The 16,673-nt window shown below is 59.9% G+C and carries 16 protein-coding genes; 9 read left to right on the top strand and 7 right to left on the bottom strand.

Features of this window, described 5'->3' with window-relative positions:
* Positions 1 to 177 precede the first annotated feature (177 nt).
* Entirely contained in the window at positions 178 to 900 is a 723-nt protein-coding gene (locus PMI16_RS13765) for a DUF4198 domain-containing protein (protein ID WP_007880452.1), read from the bottom strand.
* A 436-nt stretch (positions 901 to 1,336) separates the two neighbouring features.
* Between PMI16_RS13765 and PMI16_RS13760 the strand changes: the two genes are divergently transcribed.
* Positions 1,337 to 1,897 carry a gamma carbonic anhydrase family protein gene (locus tag PMI16_RS13760; RefSeq protein WP_007880451.1) on the top strand — a complete coding sequence of 187 codons (561 nt, stop codon included), beginning with the start codon at positions 1,337 to 1,339 and terminating at the stop codon, positions 1,895 to 1,897.
* Positions 1,898 to 1,984: 87 nt separating this feature from the next.
* Here PMI16_RS13760 and uraH read toward each other — a convergent pair whose 3' ends face one another.
* Positions 1,985 to 2,338, bottom strand: coding sequence for a hydroxyisourate hydrolase (uraH, locus tag PMI16_RS13755; protein WP_007880450.1), 354 nt, complete (start codon positions 2,336 to 2,338; stop codon positions 1,985 to 1,987).
* 165 nt (positions 2,339 to 2,503) lie between these two features.
* Here uraH and puuE point away from each other — a divergent pair, with 165 nt between their 5' ends.
* From puuE to PMI16_RS13735, 4 genes are all read left to right on the top strand, one after another.
* Positions 2,504 to 3,487, top strand: coding sequence for an allantoinase PuuE (gene puuE, locus PMI16_RS13750; RefSeq protein WP_007880448.1), 984 nt, complete (start codon positions 2,504 to 2,506; stop codon positions 3,485 to 3,487).
* 69 nt (positions 3,488 to 3,556) lie between these two features.
* Positions 3,557 to 4,405 carry a hypothetical protein gene (locus tag PMI16_RS13745; RefSeq protein ID WP_007880447.1) on the top strand — a complete coding sequence of 283 codons (849 nt, stop codon included), beginning with the start codon at positions 3,557 to 3,559 and terminating at the stop codon, positions 4,403 to 4,405.
* A gap of 66 nt (positions 4,406 to 4,471) precedes the next feature.
* Positions 4,472 to 5,227: a class II aldolase/adducin family protein gene (locus PMI16_RS13740; protein WP_007880443.1), complete on the top strand. Its 756-nt coding sequence runs from the start codon at positions 4,472 to 4,474 to the stop codon at positions 5,225 to 5,227.
* A gap of 22 nt (positions 5,228 to 5,249) precedes the next feature.
* Complete coding sequence (locus tag PMI16_RS13735) at positions 5,250 to 5,432, top strand: 4-oxalocrotonate tautomerase (protein WP_007880441.1); 183 nt, start codon at positions 5,250 to 5,252, stop codon at positions 5,430 to 5,432.
* 79 nt (positions 5,433 to 5,511) lie between these two features.
* Here PMI16_RS13735 and PMI16_RS13730 read toward each other — a convergent pair whose 3' ends face one another.
* On the bottom strand, positions 5,512 to 7,110 hold the full coding sequence (locus PMI16_RS13730; RefSeq protein ID WP_034380550.1) for an MDR family MFS transporter: 1,599 nt from the start codon (positions 7,108 to 7,110) through the stop codon (positions 5,512 to 5,514).
* A 106-nt stretch (positions 7,111 to 7,216) separates the two neighbouring features.
* Here PMI16_RS13730 and PMI16_RS25920 point away from each other — a divergent pair, with 106 nt between their 5' ends.
* Complete coding sequence (locus PMI16_RS25920; protein WP_157212635.1) at positions 7,217 to 7,537, top strand: hypothetical protein; 321 nt, start codon at positions 7,217 to 7,219, stop codon at positions 7,535 to 7,537.
* Here PMI16_RS25920 and pmbA read toward each other — a convergent pair.
* Entirely contained in the window at positions 7,534 to 8,898 is a 1,365-nt protein-coding gene (pmbA, locus tag PMI16_RS13725) for a metalloprotease PmbA (RefSeq protein ID WP_007880437.1), read from the bottom strand. The genes PMI16_RS25920 and pmbA overlap by 4 nt on opposite strands.
* Before the next feature lie 69 nt (positions 8,899 to 8,967).
* Between pmbA and yjgA the strand changes: the two genes are divergently transcribed.
* Together yjgA and mog are read left to right on the top strand one after the other, a co-directional pair.
* The gene (yjgA, locus tag PMI16_RS13720; protein WP_007880436.1) at positions 8,968 to 9,579 is read left to right on the top strand and encodes a ribosome biogenesis factor YjgA; all 612 of its coding nucleotides are present in this window, start codon (positions 8,968 to 8,970) and stop codon (positions 9,577 to 9,579) included.
* Positions 9,563 to 10,186, top strand: a complete 624-nt coding sequence (mog, locus tag PMI16_RS13715; RefSeq protein ID WP_007880435.1) for a molybdopterin adenylyltransferase — start codon at positions 9,563 to 9,565, stop codon at positions 10,184 to 10,186. Before yjgA ends, mog begins: the two co-directional genes overlap by 17 nt.
* Before the next feature lie 54 nt (positions 10,187 to 10,240).
* Here the strand turns inward: mog and PMI16_RS13710 are convergent, their stop codons facing one another.
* Complete coding sequence (locus PMI16_RS13710; protein WP_007880434.1) at positions 10,241 to 10,870, bottom strand: hypothetical protein; 630 nt, start codon at positions 10,868 to 10,870, stop codon at positions 10,241 to 10,243.
* A 139-nt stretch (positions 10,871 to 11,009) separates the two neighbouring features.
* Here PMI16_RS13710 and PMI16_RS13705 point away from each other — a divergent pair, with 139 nt between their 5' ends.
* Complete coding sequence (locus tag PMI16_RS13705; protein WP_007880433.1) at positions 11,010 to 11,690, top strand: alpha/beta hydrolase; 681 nt, start codon at positions 11,010 to 11,012, stop codon at positions 11,688 to 11,690.
* Between the two features lie 85 nt (positions 11,691 to 11,775).
* Here the strand turns inward: PMI16_RS13705 and PMI16_RS13700 are convergent, their stop codons facing one another.
* Together PMI16_RS13700 and PMI16_RS13695 are read right to left on the bottom strand one after the other, a co-directional pair.
* Positions 11,776 to 13,896 carry a TonB-dependent receptor gene (locus PMI16_RS13700; RefSeq protein ID WP_007880432.1) on the bottom strand — a complete coding sequence of 707 codons (2,121 nt, stop codon included), beginning with the start codon at positions 13,894 to 13,896 and terminating at the stop codon, positions 11,776 to 11,778.
* A 303-nt stretch (positions 13,897 to 14,199) separates the two neighbouring features.
* Positions 14,200 to 16,512: an NADP-dependent malic enzyme gene (locus PMI16_RS13695; RefSeq protein WP_007880431.1), complete on the bottom strand. Its 2,313-nt coding sequence runs from the start codon at positions 16,510 to 16,512 to the stop codon at positions 14,200 to 14,202.
* Positions 16,513 to 16,673 lie beyond the last annotated feature (161 nt).

Here is a 16,673-nt window from a genome sequence, read left to right as displayed (position 1 = left end):
GGAGAACTTGGTCATCGCCTGAAAAGGCTTTACAGGAAAGACATGGCAAGGAATCGCGACACCCGGAAAGAGGCAGAAAAAAATGGGAGCGGTGCAGGTGCGACAAATTGCCGCACCCCGCAAAAACCGACGCTGGCGAGCAACCGCACAGTTGCCCGCAGCGACTTGAACCGGTCCTTACTTGATCGGGCTTGGCTCCGTCACAGGCGCAGCCGGCACCGCCTTGATGCCCTTGGCTTGCGTCAGCGTCAGGCTGGTGACAAAGCTGGCGACGTCGTAGGGCTTGCCGTCGCGTTCGCCGGCGGTCTTGTCGATGTGATGCGCTTCAACGACGTAGGTGCCTTGCCACGGCAGGTCGAACTTCACGACGCCCTGCTCATCGGTGTGGCTTTCCTTGCTCCAGCCTGCCGGCACCTGGATGTTGATCTTGGTCTTCGGCAGCGGCTGTCCCTTGTAGAACAGCTTGAATTCGCCGCGCTTGCCGGTCGGCACAACATCCAGCGTCAGGCGCGGCGCCTGTTCCGCATCGGAGGTCACCAGGCGCGCTGCGGGCGTCCATGCGGTACGGACGACGGCGTCGCCGGTCTTGCGTTCCATAACCGGGTAATGCGCTTCTTCGGCGATGATGGATTCGTTCTTGCCGGCGCGCGCCGACAGGGCGAAACCGTTCTTGCCTTTGTTCAGGTCCAACGTCTTGTCGCCGTTGCTGCCCAGCAGGACGACCGTCGGTTGCACGAATTTGTCGAGACGGCCGGGCGATACTTCACGCAGGTTTTCTGCAAATTCACCGAAGTACAGGCTGGCGGATTTGGCATCCTGTTGCAACCAGACGTGGTGGGCTTGCGCCGATGCAGCGAACAGCATGGTGGACAGCAAGGCGGGAATGACAAGACGTTTCATGTGGTGCTTCCTTTCAGGGTCGATGAAATAATGCGATGAACAGACCGGACGGCAAGACGTTCCCATCCCTGCGCGGACATGCGCAGCGCTGGAAACGTCGGGCATCCGGGGATTGCTGGATTGCTGGATTGCTGTCCTGCGCGCTCAACACGATGGTCGAAAACAACATCGCTGCATATCGTTGTAATGAGCGCAGGGCCTGGCTTGAGGCTTGGCGGGTTCCGGATAGTGCGTCTTGCTGACTTATCAATCAATAAGCGAGCGACGCCTTTAATTATCGAGAATGATTATCATTATAAAGAGTGATGCGGGCCGGGACAATCACTTCCTGACAAAACCCTGAGGAAACAAAAACCACTACAATGGGCGCGCCTTTTCAGGCCCTCTTCAATCTCAGCTCAGTTCTGCTTAGTTCCGCACAAGGAGATCGCATCCCATGCTTCGACGCAACCCCTCCGGCGATTTGCCCCAGGTTCACGAATCCGCTTACGTCGACCAGACCGCCATTCTGTGCGGCAAGGTCATCGTGCACGAAAACGTCTTCATCGGCCCTTACGCCGTCATCCGCGCCGATGAGGTCAACGAAAAAGGCGAGATGGATCCCATCGTCATCGGCGCCCATTCCAACATCCAGGACGGCGTGGTGATCCACTCCAAATCCGGCGGCGCCGTGACCATCGGCGAGCGCACCTCGATCGCCCACCGCGCCATCGTGCACGGCCCCTGCACCGTCGGTCATGACGCTTTCATTGGTTTCAACAGCGTGCTGTTCAACTGCGTGATCGGCGACGGCTGCGTGGTGCGCTACAACGCCGTGGTGGACGGCTGCCACTTGCCGCCTGGCTTCTATGTGCCGTCGACCCTGCGCATCGGCCCGCAGACCGATCTCGACGCCCTGCCGCGCGTATCGGCGCAGGCCTCGGAATTTTCGGAAGACGTGGCGCGCACCAATAACGAACTGGTGCAGGGTTACAAGAAATTGCAAAACGAATTCTGATTTTGTATTTCCGCAGTCCATAAAAAAATCCGGCCGCTCCTTCGGGAGGGCCGGATTTTTTATGTCCGCAATCCTGCGCGGAAGGGATCAGCTGCCGCGATAAGTCGAATACGACCACGGCGAGACCACCAGCGGCACGTGATAGTTTTGTGCCGGATCGGCAATGCCGAAAGCAATCACGACTTCGTCGACAAAGCGCGGCGCCGGCAACTGTACGCCCTGTCCGGCAAAATAATCGCCGGCGCCGAACACCAGCTCATAACGTCCCGCCAGCAATTCGTCGCCTTGCAGCAACGGCGCATCGCAGCGGCCGTCGCTGTTGGTGATGGCGTTTTTCAGCAACACTTTTTCATTATCCTTGATGGCATACAGCGCCAGTTTGACGCCGGCGCCCGGCTTGCCCTGGGTGACGTCCAGGACGTGGGTGCTCAGTTTTCCCATGGTGTTTCCTCTCGTTGGCAGTTTTTGACCATTCTTTGACCGGCAAATGATATACCGCAGTCTTGAGGTCCATATACGTTCAGGCTTATATCCACAATCAATTCTAAAGACATAATTCGGCGAACGCATGAAACACATCAAAAGAACGAACAGAAGGCAGGAGACATGAACAATTCCGACTACCCACGCGACCTCGCCGGTTACGGCCGCACGCCGCCGCACGCGCAATGGCCGGGAGGCGCGCGCATTGCCTTGCAGTTCGTGCTGAACTACGAAGAAGGCGCCGAGAATTGCGTGCTCGACGGCGACGCCGGCTCGGAAACCTTCTTGTCCGAAATCATCGGCGCACAGAGTTTCCCTGCGCGCCACATGAGCATGGAGTCGATCTACGAGTACGGTTCGCGCGCCGGCTTGTGGCGTCTGCTGCGCATGTTTGAAGAGCGCAAGCTGCCGCTGACCGTCTTCGGCGTGGCGCGCGCCTTGCAGCGCAATCCGGAAGCGACGGCGGCCTTCCTCGAACTGGGACACGAGATCGCCTGCCACGGCCTGCGCTGGATCAGCTACCAGAACACCGACGAAGCGACCGAACGCAAGCACATCGCCGAAGCCGTCGCCATCGTCAAGGACATCACCAACAACGCGCCGCTGGGCTGGTACACCGGCCGCGACTCGCCCAACACGCGCCGCCTGGTCGCCGAACACGGCGGCATCGCCTACGACGCCGACAGCTATGCTGACGACCTGCCGTATTGGGAGAACGTGGCCGTGCGCAATGCCGACGGTTCGCCGGCTTCCACGCCGCAACTGATCGTGCCCTACACGCTCGACAGCAACGACATGCGCTTCGCGGCGCCGCAAGGCTTCAACTCCGGCACGCAATTCTTCGACTATCTGAAAGACGCCTTCGACGTGCTCTATGCCGAAGGCGATCCGGCCGGACTCGACCGTCCCAAGATGCTGTCGGTCGGCCTGCACTGCCGCATCGCCGGCCGCCCTGCACGCGCGGCGGCGCTGGCGCGTTTCCTCGACTACGTACAACGACAAGACAAGGTCTGGATCACGCGTCGCATCGACATCGCCGATCACTGGCGCCGGACACATCCACATCCACATCCGCATCCGCATCCGCATCCGCTCAACAAGGTTTGACCTACCGCCGTGGCGGTTCCACGGAACACTATAAAAAAGTTCGACATACCATTTAATGGAGGAGACACCATGCAACAAGCAAACGCAATCCTGCGCAAGCCGGTAAGCACACATCTCGCAGCGGCGGGCCTGATCGGGCTGTCCGCAATGGCGGCAATACAGCAGGCTCATGCCGCCGACTGGAGCGACAACTCCATCGGCTACCGCTACGGCACCAAGTTCGCCGAGCCGTACAACACGCAGGACATCAGCAAGAACATCATCAACTTCACCCATGCCAGCGGCTACAAGTACGGCACCAACTTCCTGAACGTCGACCTCCTGATGTCCAACAACAAGGACAGCAACGCGCAGGAAGCCTACATCACCTATCGCCACACGCTGGACATCGGCAAGATCAGCGGCAAGGACCTGTCCTTCGGCCCGGCGCGCGGCGTCGGCTTCACCGCCGGTTTCGACTGGAACACCAAGAACGATCCGGGCTACGGCTCCAAGAAGCGCATGATCGTCGCCGGTCCGACCCTGATGATGGATGTGCCGGGCTTCCTCAACATCAGCCTGCTGGCGCTATGGGAAAGCAACCAGCCGGTCGGCGTTTCCAGCCGCTATTCGTATGACACGCACCCGATGCTGACGGCCTCCTGGGGCATCCCTTTCGGCACCAGCGGCTTCGCGTTTGAAGGCTACGTGAACTACATCGCCGCCAAGGGCAAGGATGAGTTCGGCAGCCCGACCAGCCCCGAACTGAACTTCGACGGCCAGGTCATGTACGACGTCGGCACGCCGATGGGACTGGGCAAGAACACCTTCCGCATCGGTCTGGAATATCAATACTGGCGCAACAAGTTCGGCAACCAGTCCAAGGTGCCGGGCTCTTTCGCCAAGACGCCGATGATCCGCGCCGAGTACCACTTCTGAGCCTGGGTGTAACATGCCGGGGGACGCTGTTGCGTCCCCTTTTTCATTCATGCACACCACATTGCCATGACCTTCTCCGCCAAACCTGCCCATATCAGCCACGCCGAATGGCAAACCCGAGTGGATCTTGCCGCCTGCTATCGCCTGTGCGCGCTGCAAAGCTGGGACGACGTCATCTACACACACATCTCGGCAGCCGTACCGGACGAGCCTGGGCATTTTCTGTTGAACCCCTTCGGTCTTCGCTTCGACGAGATTTGTGCGTCGAATCTGGTCAAGATCGACCAACATGGAAAGATCGTCGGCACCAGCGCCTATCGCATCAACGTCAGCGGTTTCGCCATCCACGGCGCGGTGCATGCAGTGCGCCCCGATGCCAATTGCGTCATGCATCTGCACAACGATCATGCGGTCGCCGTCAGCGCACAGCCTCAGGGGCTGTTGCCGCTGTCGCAGCATGCCTTGCGCTTTTACGAACAGATCGCTTGCCACGACTACGAAGGACTGGCGCTGACGCCGGGCGAGCAAACGCGGCTGATTGAACGTTTGGGCGATTATCCGGCGCTGCTGTTGCGCAACCACGGCAGCCTGATCTGCGGCCGCACCATCGCGGAAGCCTATGTATTGATGGATACGCTCGACAAGGCTTGCCGCATCCAGTTGCTGGCGCAAGCCGGAGGACAGCCGCTGCAGACGCCTGCCGCCGACGTCTGCCGCAAAACGCACCAGCAGTTGCTCGGCGACGGCAGCCCGGAAGGCCTGCTCGAATGGCCGGCGCTGCTGCGCAAACTGGACGCGCTCGACGCCTCTTACAAGAATTGATTCTTACCAAGGAGAAAACAACATGCCCACATTCAATATCCAGCTGTTTGAAGGCCGCAGCGTCGAACAAAAACGCGAACTCGTGAAGGCGATCACCGACGTCACCTGCAAGACCTTGCAATGCAGTCCGGAATCGGTCGACATCATCATTCAGGACGTCAAAAAAGAGAACTGGGCGACGGCCGGGAAATTGTGGTCGGATTGAATTAACCGGCGAAGCTTCATACAAAAAAATGGCGCGCCTCAGGCACGCCATTTTTATTCCAACCGCCCATTGCAACAGCTTATTCCGACATCACCGGCTCCACTTTCGCCTTGTTGGAAAAGCGAATCAACGGCACCCGGCGCACCATCCACAAGCCGATCAGCGCCGACACGATCGCCAGCGCGATACCCATGTGGATCGCACCGACCAGCGCGTCGCGCGCCGCGTCCAGCAAGGCAGAACCGTTGTGGCCGGCCTGCAGCATTTGCGCCAGCAGGGTCGACTGGATGTCGTGATTGACGAGGATTTCGGGATCCTTGAACTCGGCCAGCCATTGCGCGGCGTGGTCGCTCTCCAGCGCGCGTTGCACGCCGCTGCCGTACATCTGCGTCACCAGCGTGCCGGTCACTGCCGTACCGAGCATGCCGCCGATCATGCGCAGGGATTGCAGCAAGGCCGTCGCAATGCCGAGATGTTCGCGGCTGGCGGCCTGCTGCGCAAAGACGGTCAGGTTCGGCAGCACCAGCCCGAGGCCGAAACCGCCCGCCAGCATCGCCGCCAGCATGAAGGCGGTCGGCGTGCCGCGCTGCGACAGCACGATGCCGAGGCAGGAAATCGCGATCAGCACGAAGCCGACATACATCATCATGTTGGGATTGGGAATGCGCGTGACGATGCGGCCGTTGACGATGCTGGCCACGGTGATACAGGCCACCAGCGGCGTGATCAGCAGTCCCGCTTCGCGCGGCGACATGCCGAAGCCGCCCTGGAACAGCAGCGGCGAATACATCAGCATCGAGAACATCGAGAAGCCGGCCAGAATCGACAGCAGAAACAGGCTCGACAGCGCGGGATCCTTGACCATCTCGAACGGCAGAATGGGCTGTTCGACGTGACGCTCCCATTTCCACAAGGAGTAGAACGCCGCGATGCTGGCCACCAGCAGGATTGCCATGCCGGCGGTCAGGCCGCGCTTGGGCAACATCTCCACCAGCAATTGCAGGCTGCCCAATGCGATGGTAATCAGCACGGCACCGAACCAGTCGAGACGGATCTTGCCTTCATGCTTGATGTGGCGGATATGCGGGATGTAGCGCATCGCAAAAAACAGCGATACCAGGCCGACCGGCAAGTTGACGTAAAAGGTCCAGCGCCAGCCCAGCGATTGCGTCAGGAAACCGCCCAGCGACGGACCGATCGACGTGGCGATGCCGTAGGCCGCGCTGAGGATGATCTGCCAGCGCAGGCGAATATGCGGATCGGGGAACAGATCCGCCGCCGAGGCAAACGCGGTGCCGACCAGCATGCCGCCGCCGATGCCTTGGAGGCCGCGCGCCAGCACCAGGAACAACATGCTGTTGGCCATCCCGCACAACATCGACGCGATGACGAAGATGACGATCGAGGCGATCAGGAAAGGCTTGCGCCCGAAGTAGTCGCCCAGCCGTCCGAAGATCGGCACGGTGATCACCGAGGTCAGCAGATACGAGGTCGCCACCCAGGCATACAGATCGAAGCCCTTGAGCTCGGCGACGATGGTCGGCAAGGCGGTCCCGACGATGGTCTGATCCAGCGCCACCAGCATGATGACGAAGCAGATGCCGAGGGTGGCCATCAGGGATTCGCGGAAAGGCAGGACTTGACCGCTCGAATGCGCGGCTTCTTTATGTGGAGACATGTTGGGAACATCGTTTGGCCGAAGCTTGCCGACGTACGCGTTGGCGAAAAGACAAGCAAAACCCGTGACTGCTTGATAATTGTCGGAACTGCCGGGATTGCGTGCTTTGCACGACCGCATCCGTCACAGGCGCCAGCCTGAAGTGACTGAGTCGTCTATTTTATCAACAGCCGCAGTAGTTTGCCGGGAGCGCTGCAATACGGCAACAAATGAACAACAAGCGAATAACGAAATCAGAGGTGCGGACGACGAAACACGAGGACGGCAATCTATCTATCGGGTCATGACGTCGCGTGACGGCATGAAGATGAGAGGGAAGAATAACGAGGAAGATGACGACTGCCCGATCAGCGGAAAAGCATCGCTGGTGATCGGGCAGTGTTCAATGACAGCACTGCGATTGCAGAATATTGACGACGGGACTTAGTCCCCCGCGATCGTCATGCTTTCCAGCAGTATGGAGCCGGTTTCCTTGGTGCCGCGGATCAGGGTGTCGTTGCCGATGGCGACGATCTGGCGCAGCATGTCTTTCATGTTGCCGGCGATGGTGATCTCTTCCACCGGATACTGGATCACGCCCTTCTCCACCCAGTAACCCGACGCGCCGCGCGAATAGTCGCCGGTCACGTAATTGACGCCCTGCCCCATCAGCTCGGTCACCAGCAAGCCGGTATCGAGCTTCTTCAACATGCCCTTGAAGGTATCGGCCGCTGTTGTCAACGCTGAGGTCAGCGACAGGTTGTGCGAACCGCCCGAGTTGCCGGTGGTTTGCATGCCCAGCTTGCGCCCCGAATAAGTCGACAGGAAATAACCTTGCACGACGCCGTCCTTGACCACCTCGCGGCGATGCGTCTTGACGCCTTCTTCATCGAACGGCGCCGAACCGACGCCGCCAATGACGTGCGGATCTTCCAGGATCTGGATGTGATCGGGAAAGACCTGCTTGCCGAGCGAGTCGAGCAGGAAGCTCGATTTGCGATACAGCGCGCCACCCGAAACGGCTTGCACGAAGGCGCCCAGCAGACCGGCCGCCAGCGGCGCTTCGAACAGCACCGGGCATTTGCGCGTCGACAGCTTGCAGGCGTTCAGGCGCGCCAGCGCGCGTTCGGCGGCGTAGCGGCCGATGGCTTCCGGCTTGGCCAGCTTCTTCGGATCGCGCATGGACGAATACCAGTCGTCGCGCTGCATGTTGCCGCCCTTGCCGGCGATCGGCGCGACCGAAATGGTGTGACGCGAAAACGGATAACCGCCGACGAAGCCGCGCGAGTTGGCCGCGACGAAATGCGATTGCTGTGCGTAGACGCTGGCGCCTTCGCTGTTGGTGATGCGCTTGTCGACCGACAGCGCGGCCGCTTCGCAGCGTTGCGCCAGTTCGACCGCTTCTTCCGCCGTGATCAGCCACGGCGTGCACAGCTTGAGGTCGCGCGGATGCATTTCGAGGTTCTCTACATCGGGCAAGCCGGCGCAGTCGTCGATGGCGGTGAAGCGGGCGATGTTGTAGGCCGCTTCGACCGTTTCCTTCAATGCCTGCTGCGAGAAATCCGAGGTGCTGGCGTTGCCGCGGCGCACATTGCGGCCTTCGCCCATGTAGACCGTGACGCCGATGCCCTTGTCCTTGTTCTGCTCGATGGTCTCGACCTTGCCCTTGCGCACCGCGACCGACAGGCCGCTACCCTCGCTGATGTCGACCGCCGCATCGGACGCGCCCTTTTCCTTGGCGTAACGCAACACATCCTGTGCAAGCTGCTTCAATTGGTCTTGACTGTGGGTAAATACGGTATCGCTCATTGGCCTGTTTTCTTCGAAATGCGGATAAAACGGGTATCATAGCAGTCGTTTAGCTTATTTATCTGAATCATGCCAAATCCCAATCGCGGGTCCTGCGGCTTCCAATCCAACGAATTCGAGCAGGAATACGACCGTCCCTCCAAATCCCAACTGAAACGCGAAATGACTGCGTTGCAGAAACTGGGCGAAGAACTGGTTGCCGAACCGCGCGACCGCGTCAAGCGCGTGCCCATGCCGGAAGACGTGCGCGACGCCATTCTCGAATGCCAGCAAATCAAGGATCACGAAGGCCGCCGCCGCCAGATGCAATACGTCGGCAAGAAGATGCGCTCCCTGGATGAAGACGAAATCGCCGCCATCCAGCGTACGCTCGACAGCTGGCGCGGCCTGTCCAAAGCGGACACCGCCGCCATGCATGCGCTCGAGCGCCGCCGTGAAAAGTTGTTGAAAGACGACAATGCCCTCACCGAGCTGCTTGCCCAGCATCCCGATCTCGACGTGCAGCAGTTGCGCACGCTGATTCGCAATGCCCGCAAGGAACAGGCTGAAAACAAGCCGCCCAAGGCGTATCGCGAAATTTTCCAGATTCTCAAGCAACTGCAGACCGCCTCGCGTGGCGGCAATGCCACAGAAGCAGCAGAAGATGGCGCGGACGAGTTGGAAGATGAGCAAGAAGACTGATCCGGACCAACTGTTGATCGGCCTGGTGTCGATCTCCGACCGCGCTGCCGGCGGCGTCTATGAAGACAAAGGCATTCCGGCCTTGCAAGACTGGTTCGGCGCTGCGCTGGCCAGTCCGTGGCGCATGGAAACCCGCCTGATCCCCGACGAACGCGCACAAATCGAAAAGACCCTGATCGAACTGGTGGACGACATCGGCTGCGATCTGGTGCTGACCACCGGCGGCACCGGCCCTGCGCGCCGCGATGTGACGCCGGAAGCCACGCTGGCAGTCGCCACCAGGGAAATGCCCGGCTTCGGCGAGCAAATGCGCCAGATCAGCCTGCAATTCGTTCCCACCGCCATCCTGTCGCGCCAGGTCGCCGTGATCCGCGAAGTCAACAATGGCGCCGATCACGCCGCCCTGATCATGAACCTGCCCGGCCAGCCCAAATCCATCAAGGAAACGCTGGAAGGCGTCAAGGACGCCGAAGGCAAGCAACTGGTTCCCGGCATTTTTGCGGCCGTGCCTTACTGCATCGACCTCATCGGCGGCCCCTACGTCGAGACCAACGAGGCCGTATGCAAGGCATTCCGTCCCAAGTCGGCGATTCGCCCGGCGAAATAATTTACGGATTTTCGACTGATTGAAGGCCCGATGGTTCGGGATGCCCTGTGCCGCCTAGCGCGGACAGGTCAGTTGATCCTGACCGCCGCCGCAGAGTGTGGCCCGGTTCAGCAGATCAAGATATTGCTGCAGCTTTTGCGGCGTGATGCGCAAAGGGTATCCCTTGAGCTCGTTCTCGGTTGCAGGCCGCCAGCCGAACTGCACCAGGAACAGGTTTTTCGTGCCTTCAAACACGGCGATGAGACTGCCTTCGCCAAACGGCGCCGCGCTGCCCAGCCGATCGCAAAAACCGCCGCTGATGGAAGTGTAGGCGCCATTGGTCAAGCTGTCTTTTTGCTTCATCGGCGTGAAGTGGCCGGAGCAATTGCGCTGCGCGCCTTGCAGCACGCGCTGGACGATCTGCGTCGAAAGATGCGTCCCGGCGCTGACGTCCGCGGCGCCGCGCTGCACCGACATATAGCCTTCGCGCCAGTTCTCGTGGGTCTCGTTCTGCGGCATGAATTCGACGACATAGTCGCCGGTCGGACTGCCGTTCATGTACGCCAGACGCCAGCCCGCAGGCGGCTGCACGACCAGGTTTTCGCCGATAGGCTGAAACACGCTGCCTTCAAGCAGCGCCGCATTCGACGACGCGGACATGATCAGACCTGCCTGGAGCAGCAGCACGGCCAGCATTTTTTTCATCACGGTTCTCCATTGAAACGGGACAGAGATTTTCCGGCGATATCGTCGTATCATGGCGCTTTCGGCATCCCCGCTCATCTCTACTGCAAACCCGTATTGTGCACCAAAGCCGCACAATCCTGAATCGAAGAAAACATCCATGTCCTCGCCAGCCGCCCTGCTCCAGACCATCGAAATCGAAACTGCGCCCAATCCCGCCGCCGCCGTCATCTGGCTGCACGGACTCGGCGCCGACGGCAACGACTTCGTGCCGATTGTGCGCGAACTTGATCTGTCGGGATCCCAACCTATCCGCTTCATCTTTCCGACGGCGCCGACCATGCCGGTGACGATCAATGGCGGCTACGTCATGCGCGCCTGGTACGACATTTTTGCTCCCGATCTGGTGCGCCGCGAGGACGAACCCGGCCTGCGCGCTTCACAAACGATGGTGGAAGCGCTGATCGCCAAGGAAAAAGCGCGCGGCATTCCGGCCGAACGCATCGTGCTCGCCGGCTTCTCGCAAGGTTGCGCGATGACCCTGCAAACCGGCCTGCGCCATCCTGAAAAACTTGCCGGATTGATGTGCCTGTCCGGTTACCTGCCGCTGGCCGGGACCATCGCGGCGGAGTCCCATGCCGCCAATCGGACGACGCCGATCTTCATGGCCCACGGTCGCCAGGATCCGGTGGTGGTGGTGCAACGCGCCGAAGAATCGCGCGCCCTGCTGAACTCGCTCGGCCATCAGATCGAATGGCATGAATACCAGATGCAGCACTCCGTCTGCCAGGAAGAAATCGAAGATATCGGCCATTGGCTGGCGCGGGTATTGCCGAAGTAAGCTCGCGATTATTGATCCGCCAGCATGAAAAAAGCCTCCGATGCACATGCATCGGAGGCTTTTTTACAGAGGCGGCAATTGCTGCTTACATCGAATAACGCAAGGTCAGCGCAACATTGCGCGGCGCGCCCGGCAAGCTCAGGTTTGGACTGGTGCCGTGACCGGAAACGATATAGCCGGTATTGAAGATGTTGTTGACGTTCAACTGTACCGAGTAATTCGCCGCCTTGTAGACGGCCATTGCGTCCGCCGTCACGTAGCCCGGCAAGGACACCGTGTTGCCCGGGTTGGCAAAGCGGCTGCCGACGGCATTGGCGCCGCCACCGACCGTGAAGCCGTAGCCGATGTCTTTGGTCAGCCACAGGTTCGCGCTGTGCTTCGGCGTCAGCGTCGCGGACTTGCCTTTGAACGGAACGTTCGACGGGCTGTTCACGCTGGTATCCACGGCAACCGAATCGATGACCTTGGCATCCAGATAAGCGTAACCTGCGAGCACTTTCCAGCCTTGCTTCAGATCGGCGGTCAGCGTCAGTTCGGCGCCGTCGGTGCGTTGCTTGCCGACGGGGATGATGGTTGTCGTGCCTGGAATCGTCGCTTTCATGTTGTCGCGCTCCAGACGGAACAGCGACACCGTGGCGTTGGCACGACCGTCCAGGAAATCGTACTTGGCGCCGACTTCGGTATTGCGGGTGTTTTCCGGCGCGAGGTCGGCGTTGTTGGTCGCCAGCGGCAGCGTCTCGCCCGACGGCTGGAACGAACGGCTCCACGACAGGTAGTACGACTGCGTTTCGCTCGGCTGCCAGACCAGGCCGGCACGCGGGCTGTAAGCATTGTCGGTGCGGGCAAGATTGCCTGGAGCCGATCCGCCCACGATGCGCGACTTTTGCTCGAAGCTGTCATAACGCACGCCCAGCAAAGCCTTCCACTGCTCGCTGAATGCGATCGTGTCCTGCACATAGCCGGCCAGCGTAGTGTAGGTGCCGAACGTGAAAGTACCGGCGCCGCGTGCTGACGGATTCACTGTCGGCAGCACGGGATTGAAAATCGACACGCCGGTTGCCACCGTAGTGGTCGCATAGCTGGCCGCGTCTTTGCTCTGCTGTCCGAATTCGACGCCATACAAAATCTCGTGCCTGGTCGAGCCGAGCTTGAGTTTTTGCGTCAGTTCGGTCTGATTGAACCAGCCGTTTTCATCACGGATCAACGTGGCATGCCCCAATGACATCGTGCGTGCAACTTCATTGACGTTGCCGCTGATGTTGGTGTTGTTGCGATTCAGATGATAGTCGTAATAGCGGAAGGCATTGCGCAGGGAAAGGCTCTCGTTGAAGCGATGCGTCAGCGTTGCCGAGGTCGATGCCACGCGCGACTGGCTGAAGTCGGCGTCACGCGCATTGGCAGCGCCATAGTACGTACCCGGATCGACATTGACCGGACGCCCCTGGTACGAAGGGATACCGAAGTCGGTCAGGCGGCGATCCTCCAGATAATCGGCTTGCAACAGCAGCTTGGTATCGGAAGAAATCTTGAATTCAACCGATGGTGCGATCGCGGTACGATCCAGGAATTGTTGCGCGCGATAGCTGTCGGATTGCTCGCGCGCGCCGGTCAGACGCCAGGAGACCACTTCTCCGCTGCGACCGACATCGATCTCGCCGCGGCGCCCTGCCGTGCTGGTCAGGCTGAGGCTGACGTCGTTTACGTCGATGCCCGGCTTCTTCGTGACGCGATTGATCAGGCCGCCCGAAGAGCCGCGTCCGTACAGCACTGCCGCCGGACCTTTGATGACTTCGAGACGCTCGACGTTGGAGAGGTCGCGGAAATACAGCGCATCGTCGCGGAAGCCGTCGACGAACTGATCGCCGATGGCGGTAAAGCCGCGAATGAAGACCTGGTCGCGCTGGCCGTCGCCGGTGGACAGTCCGACGCCCGGAATGTTTTTAAGGATGTCTTGCAAGGACGTGGCGTGCTGATCGCGAATGATTTCCGCTGAAATCACATTGATGGTTTGCGGAATATCACGCAGCGGCGCTTCGCTTTTCGTGGCGCTGACGGCCGTCGGCGCCACATAGCCGTCGCGGGCTCCGCTGACCTGGACTTCCGGCAGACTGCCCGCCGACTGGGCAAATGCGATATTTGTTGTAATGGACGTGAGCGACAATGTTGTCAGGACAGCCAGATAGCCCGGCTTGATGCGAAACTGCATGAAGGACACCCAATTTAATTGTTAATAGAAATCGTTCTTATTTATATTAACAATTAAATGTAACGATATGTAAAGATATTCTTACAAAATGCTGATTTTTATTAAATTGGACCAAGTATGTTGTACTTATGCAGCACCATGAAGTGCGCAACGCATGAGACATTTCTCCGATTTTTGCCCGGCGCAGGCGACGGACAAAACAAAAACGGCGCATTCCTTTCGAAATGCGCCGTTTTGCTTAGTGGCTTGGTTCTGCGGCTTGGTTCTGCGGCTTGTTTCCGTGACTTGGCCGGTCAGTTCAGGTCAACGCTCCGACATCGCATCCATGACGCACAGGGCAGTCATGTTGACGATACGGCGCACCGTCGCCGATGCCGTCAGGATGTGCACCGGCTTGGCGCAACCCAGCAGGATAGGACCGATCGCCACGCCGTTGCCGGACGCTGTCTTCAACAGGTTGTAGGCGATGTTGGCGGCGTCGATGTTCGGCATCACCAGCAGGTTGGCGTCGCCCTTCAATGGCGAATCCGGCATGATTTGCGCCAGCAGTTTCGGATCGAGCGCGGTGTCGCCGTGCATTTCGCCGTCGGCTTCCAGCTCCGGCGCCTGCTCCTGAATCAGCTTCAGCGCTTTGCGCATCTTGATGGCCGACTCGCTGTTGCTGGAACCGAAATTCGAATGCGACAGCAGCGCTGCACGCGGGTGCAGGCCGAAACGACGCATTTCTTCCGCCGCCATGATGGTGATTTCAGCGAGCTCTTCCGCCGTCGGGTTTTCATTGACGTGGGTGTCGACCAGCACCAGCTGGCGGCTTGGCAGGATGACGCCGTTCATTGCCGCATAGACGTTGACGCCTTCGCGCTTGCCCAGCACCTGATCGATGTAGTGCAGGTGCAGTTGCGTGGTGCCGTAGGTGCCGCAGATCATGCCGTCGGCATCGCCCTTGTGGATCGCCATGGAGCCGATCAGGGTGTGGCGGCGACGCATTTCCAGCTTCGCGTATTGCTCGGTGACGCCACGGCGCTTGGTCATTTCCAGGAAGGTCTGCCAGTAGTCGCGATAACGGCTGTCGAAGTTCGGGTTGATGACTTCGAAGTCGACGTCCGGACGCAGGCGCAGGCCGAACTTTTTGATGCGCTGTTCCAGCACTTCCGGACGGCCGACCAGAATCGGCTTGGCCAGGCATTCGTCGACGATGACTTGCACCGCGCGCAGGATGCGCTCTTCTTCGCCTTCGGCAAAGACGATGCGCTTCTTGGTTTCCGGCGCTTTTTTCGCAGCCTGGAAGATAGGACGCATGAAAGTGCCGCTGTGGTAGACGAACTGCTCGAGCTTTTCAGCGTAGGCGTTCATGTCCCGGATCGGACGCGCCGCCACGCCGGAAGTCTCGGCAGCGCGCGCGACCGCGGTGGCGATCTTGATCATCAGGCGCGGATCGAACGGCTTCGGAATGATGTATTCAGGACCGAAGGACAGATTGGTCACGCCGTAGGTCGCGGCGACGATGTCGGATTGCTCGGCTTGCGCCAGTTCGGCGATCGCATGCACTGCCGCGATTTCCATTTCACGCGTGATGGTGGTTGCGCCGGAATCCAGCGCGCCGCGGAAGATGTACGGGAAGCACAGGACGTTGTTGACCTGGTTCGGATAGTCGGAACGACCGGTCGCGATGACGGCGTCGTCGCGCACTGCCATGACGTCTTCCGGCAGGATTTCCGGTGTCGGGTTGGCCAGCGCCAGCACCAGCGGACGCGGCGCCATCTTCTTGACCATGTCTTGCTTCAACACGCCGCCGGCGGACACGCCGAGGAAAATGTCGGCGTCGGGGATGACGTCGGCCAGGGTGCGCGCATCGGTTTCGCGTGCGAAGCGTTCCTTGTCCGGATCCATCAGTTCGGTACGGCCCTTGTAGACCACGCCGGCCAGATCGGTGACGTAAATATTTTCGATCGGGAAGCCGAGATCGACGATCAGGTCCAGGCAAGCCAGCGCCGCAGCGCCCGCGCCGGAGACCACCAGTTTGACTTCCTTCATGTTCTTGCCGACGACCTTGAGGCCATTCAGGATCGCTGCGCCGACGATGATCGCGGTGCCGTGCTGATCGTCATGGAAGACGGGGATCTTCATGCGGTCGCGCAGTTTGCGTTCGATGTAGAAGCACTCCGGCGCCTTGATGTCTTCCAGGTTGATGCCGCCGAACGTCGGTTCCAGCGAGGCGATGATGTCGCACAGCTTGTCCGGATCGGTTTCGTTGATTTCGATGTCGAAGACGTCGATGCCGGCGAACTTCTTGAACAGCACGCCCTTGCCTTCCATCACCGGCTTGGATGCCAGCGGGCCGATGTTGCCCAGGCCGAGCACGGCGGTGCCGTTGCTGATGACCGCGACCAGGTTGCCGCGCGCGGTGTACTTGAAGGCGTTGGCGGGATCCGCGACGATTTCTTCGCAGGCCGCAGCGACGCCCGGAGAGTACGCCAGAGACAGGTCTCGTTGATTGGTTAATAGCTTGGTGGGCGTGACGCTGATCTTGCCCGGCGTTGGAAATTCATGGTACTCCAGCGCTGCCTGGCGAAGTTGCTGACGCACTTCTTCTTTCTTGCTGATCATCGAATCCATACTCTGCGTTCTCTTTTCTAGACTTGTCGAAGACCTGCAATTTTAGCAGAGGTCGGCCTGCTCTCATAGGGTGGAAACTACTCATCTATGGCGCAGCGCAGCATTCCGAGACCCAATGCCGGTGCGGCTTCCGGCACAAGTCCGTGCGCCCGGTTTCACAA

Origin of the sequence: Herbaspirillum sp. CF444 (assembly GCF_000282135.1) — a bacterium.
GTDB lineage: Bacteria > Pseudomonadota > Gammaproteobacteria > Burkholderiales > Burkholderiaceae_D > Herbaspirillum.
The sequence above is the reverse complement of the archived record's forward strand: the minus strand, read 5'-3'. Positions and strand labels throughout refer to the sequence as shown.

Bases quoted from the DNA above. Each gene is read 5' to 3' on its own strand.
- mog (WP_007880435.1), top strand. From the start codon at position 9,563: ATGAGCAAGAAGACTGATCCGGACCAACTGTTGATCGGCCTGGTGTCG.
- PMI16_RS13705 (WP_007880433.1), top strand. From the start codon at position 11,010: ATGTCCTCGCCAGCCGCCCTGCTCCAGACCATCGAAATCGAAACTGCG.
- PMI16_RS13735 (WP_007880441.1), top strand. From the start codon at position 5,250: ATGCCCACATTCAATATCCAGCTGTTTGAAGGCCGCAGCGTCGAACAA.
- PMI16_RS13730 (WP_034380550.1), bottom strand. From the start codon at position 7,110: ATGTCTCCACATAAAGAAGCCGCGCATTCGAGCGGTCAAGTCCTGCCT.
- pmbA (WP_007880437.1), bottom strand. From the start codon at position 8,898: ATGAGCGATACCGTATTTACCCACAGTCAAGACCAATTGAAGCAGCTT.
- PMI16_RS13700 (WP_007880432.1), bottom strand. From the start codon at position 13,896: ATGCAGTTTCGCATCAAGCCGGGCTATCTGGCTGTCCTGACAACATTG.
- PMI16_RS13765 (WP_007880452.1), bottom strand. From the start codon at position 900: ATGAAACGTCTTGTCATTCCCGCCTTGCTGTCCACCATGCTGTTCGCT.
- PMI16_RS13695 (WP_007880431.1), bottom strand. From the start codon at position 16,512: ATGGATTCGATGATCAGCAAGAAAGAAGAAGTGCGTCAGCAACTTCGC.
- uraH (WP_007880450.1), bottom strand. From the start codon at position 2,338: ATGGGAAAACTGAGCACCCACGTCCTGGACGTCACCCAGGGCAAGCCG.
- puuE (WP_007880448.1), top strand. From the start codon at position 2,504: ATGAACAATTCCGACTACCCACGCGACCTCGCCGGTTACGGCCGCACG.
- PMI16_RS13740 (WP_007880443.1), top strand. From the start codon at position 4,472: ATGACCTTCTCCGCCAAACCTGCCCATATCAGCCACGCCGAATGGCAA.
- PMI16_RS13710 (WP_007880434.1), bottom strand. From the start codon at position 10,870: ATGAAAAAAATGCTGGCCGTGCTGCTGCTCCAGGCAGGTCTGATCATG.
- yjgA (WP_007880436.1), top strand. From the start codon at position 8,968: ATGCCAAATCCCAATCGCGGGTCCTGCGGCTTCCAATCCAACGAATTC.
- PMI16_RS13745 (WP_007880447.1), top strand. From the start codon at position 3,557: ATGCAACAAGCAAACGCAATCCTGCGCAAGCCGGTAAGCACACATCTC.
- PMI16_RS13760 (WP_007880451.1), top strand. From the start codon at position 1,337: ATGCTTCGACGCAACCCCTCCGGCGATTTGCCCCAGGTTCACGAATCC.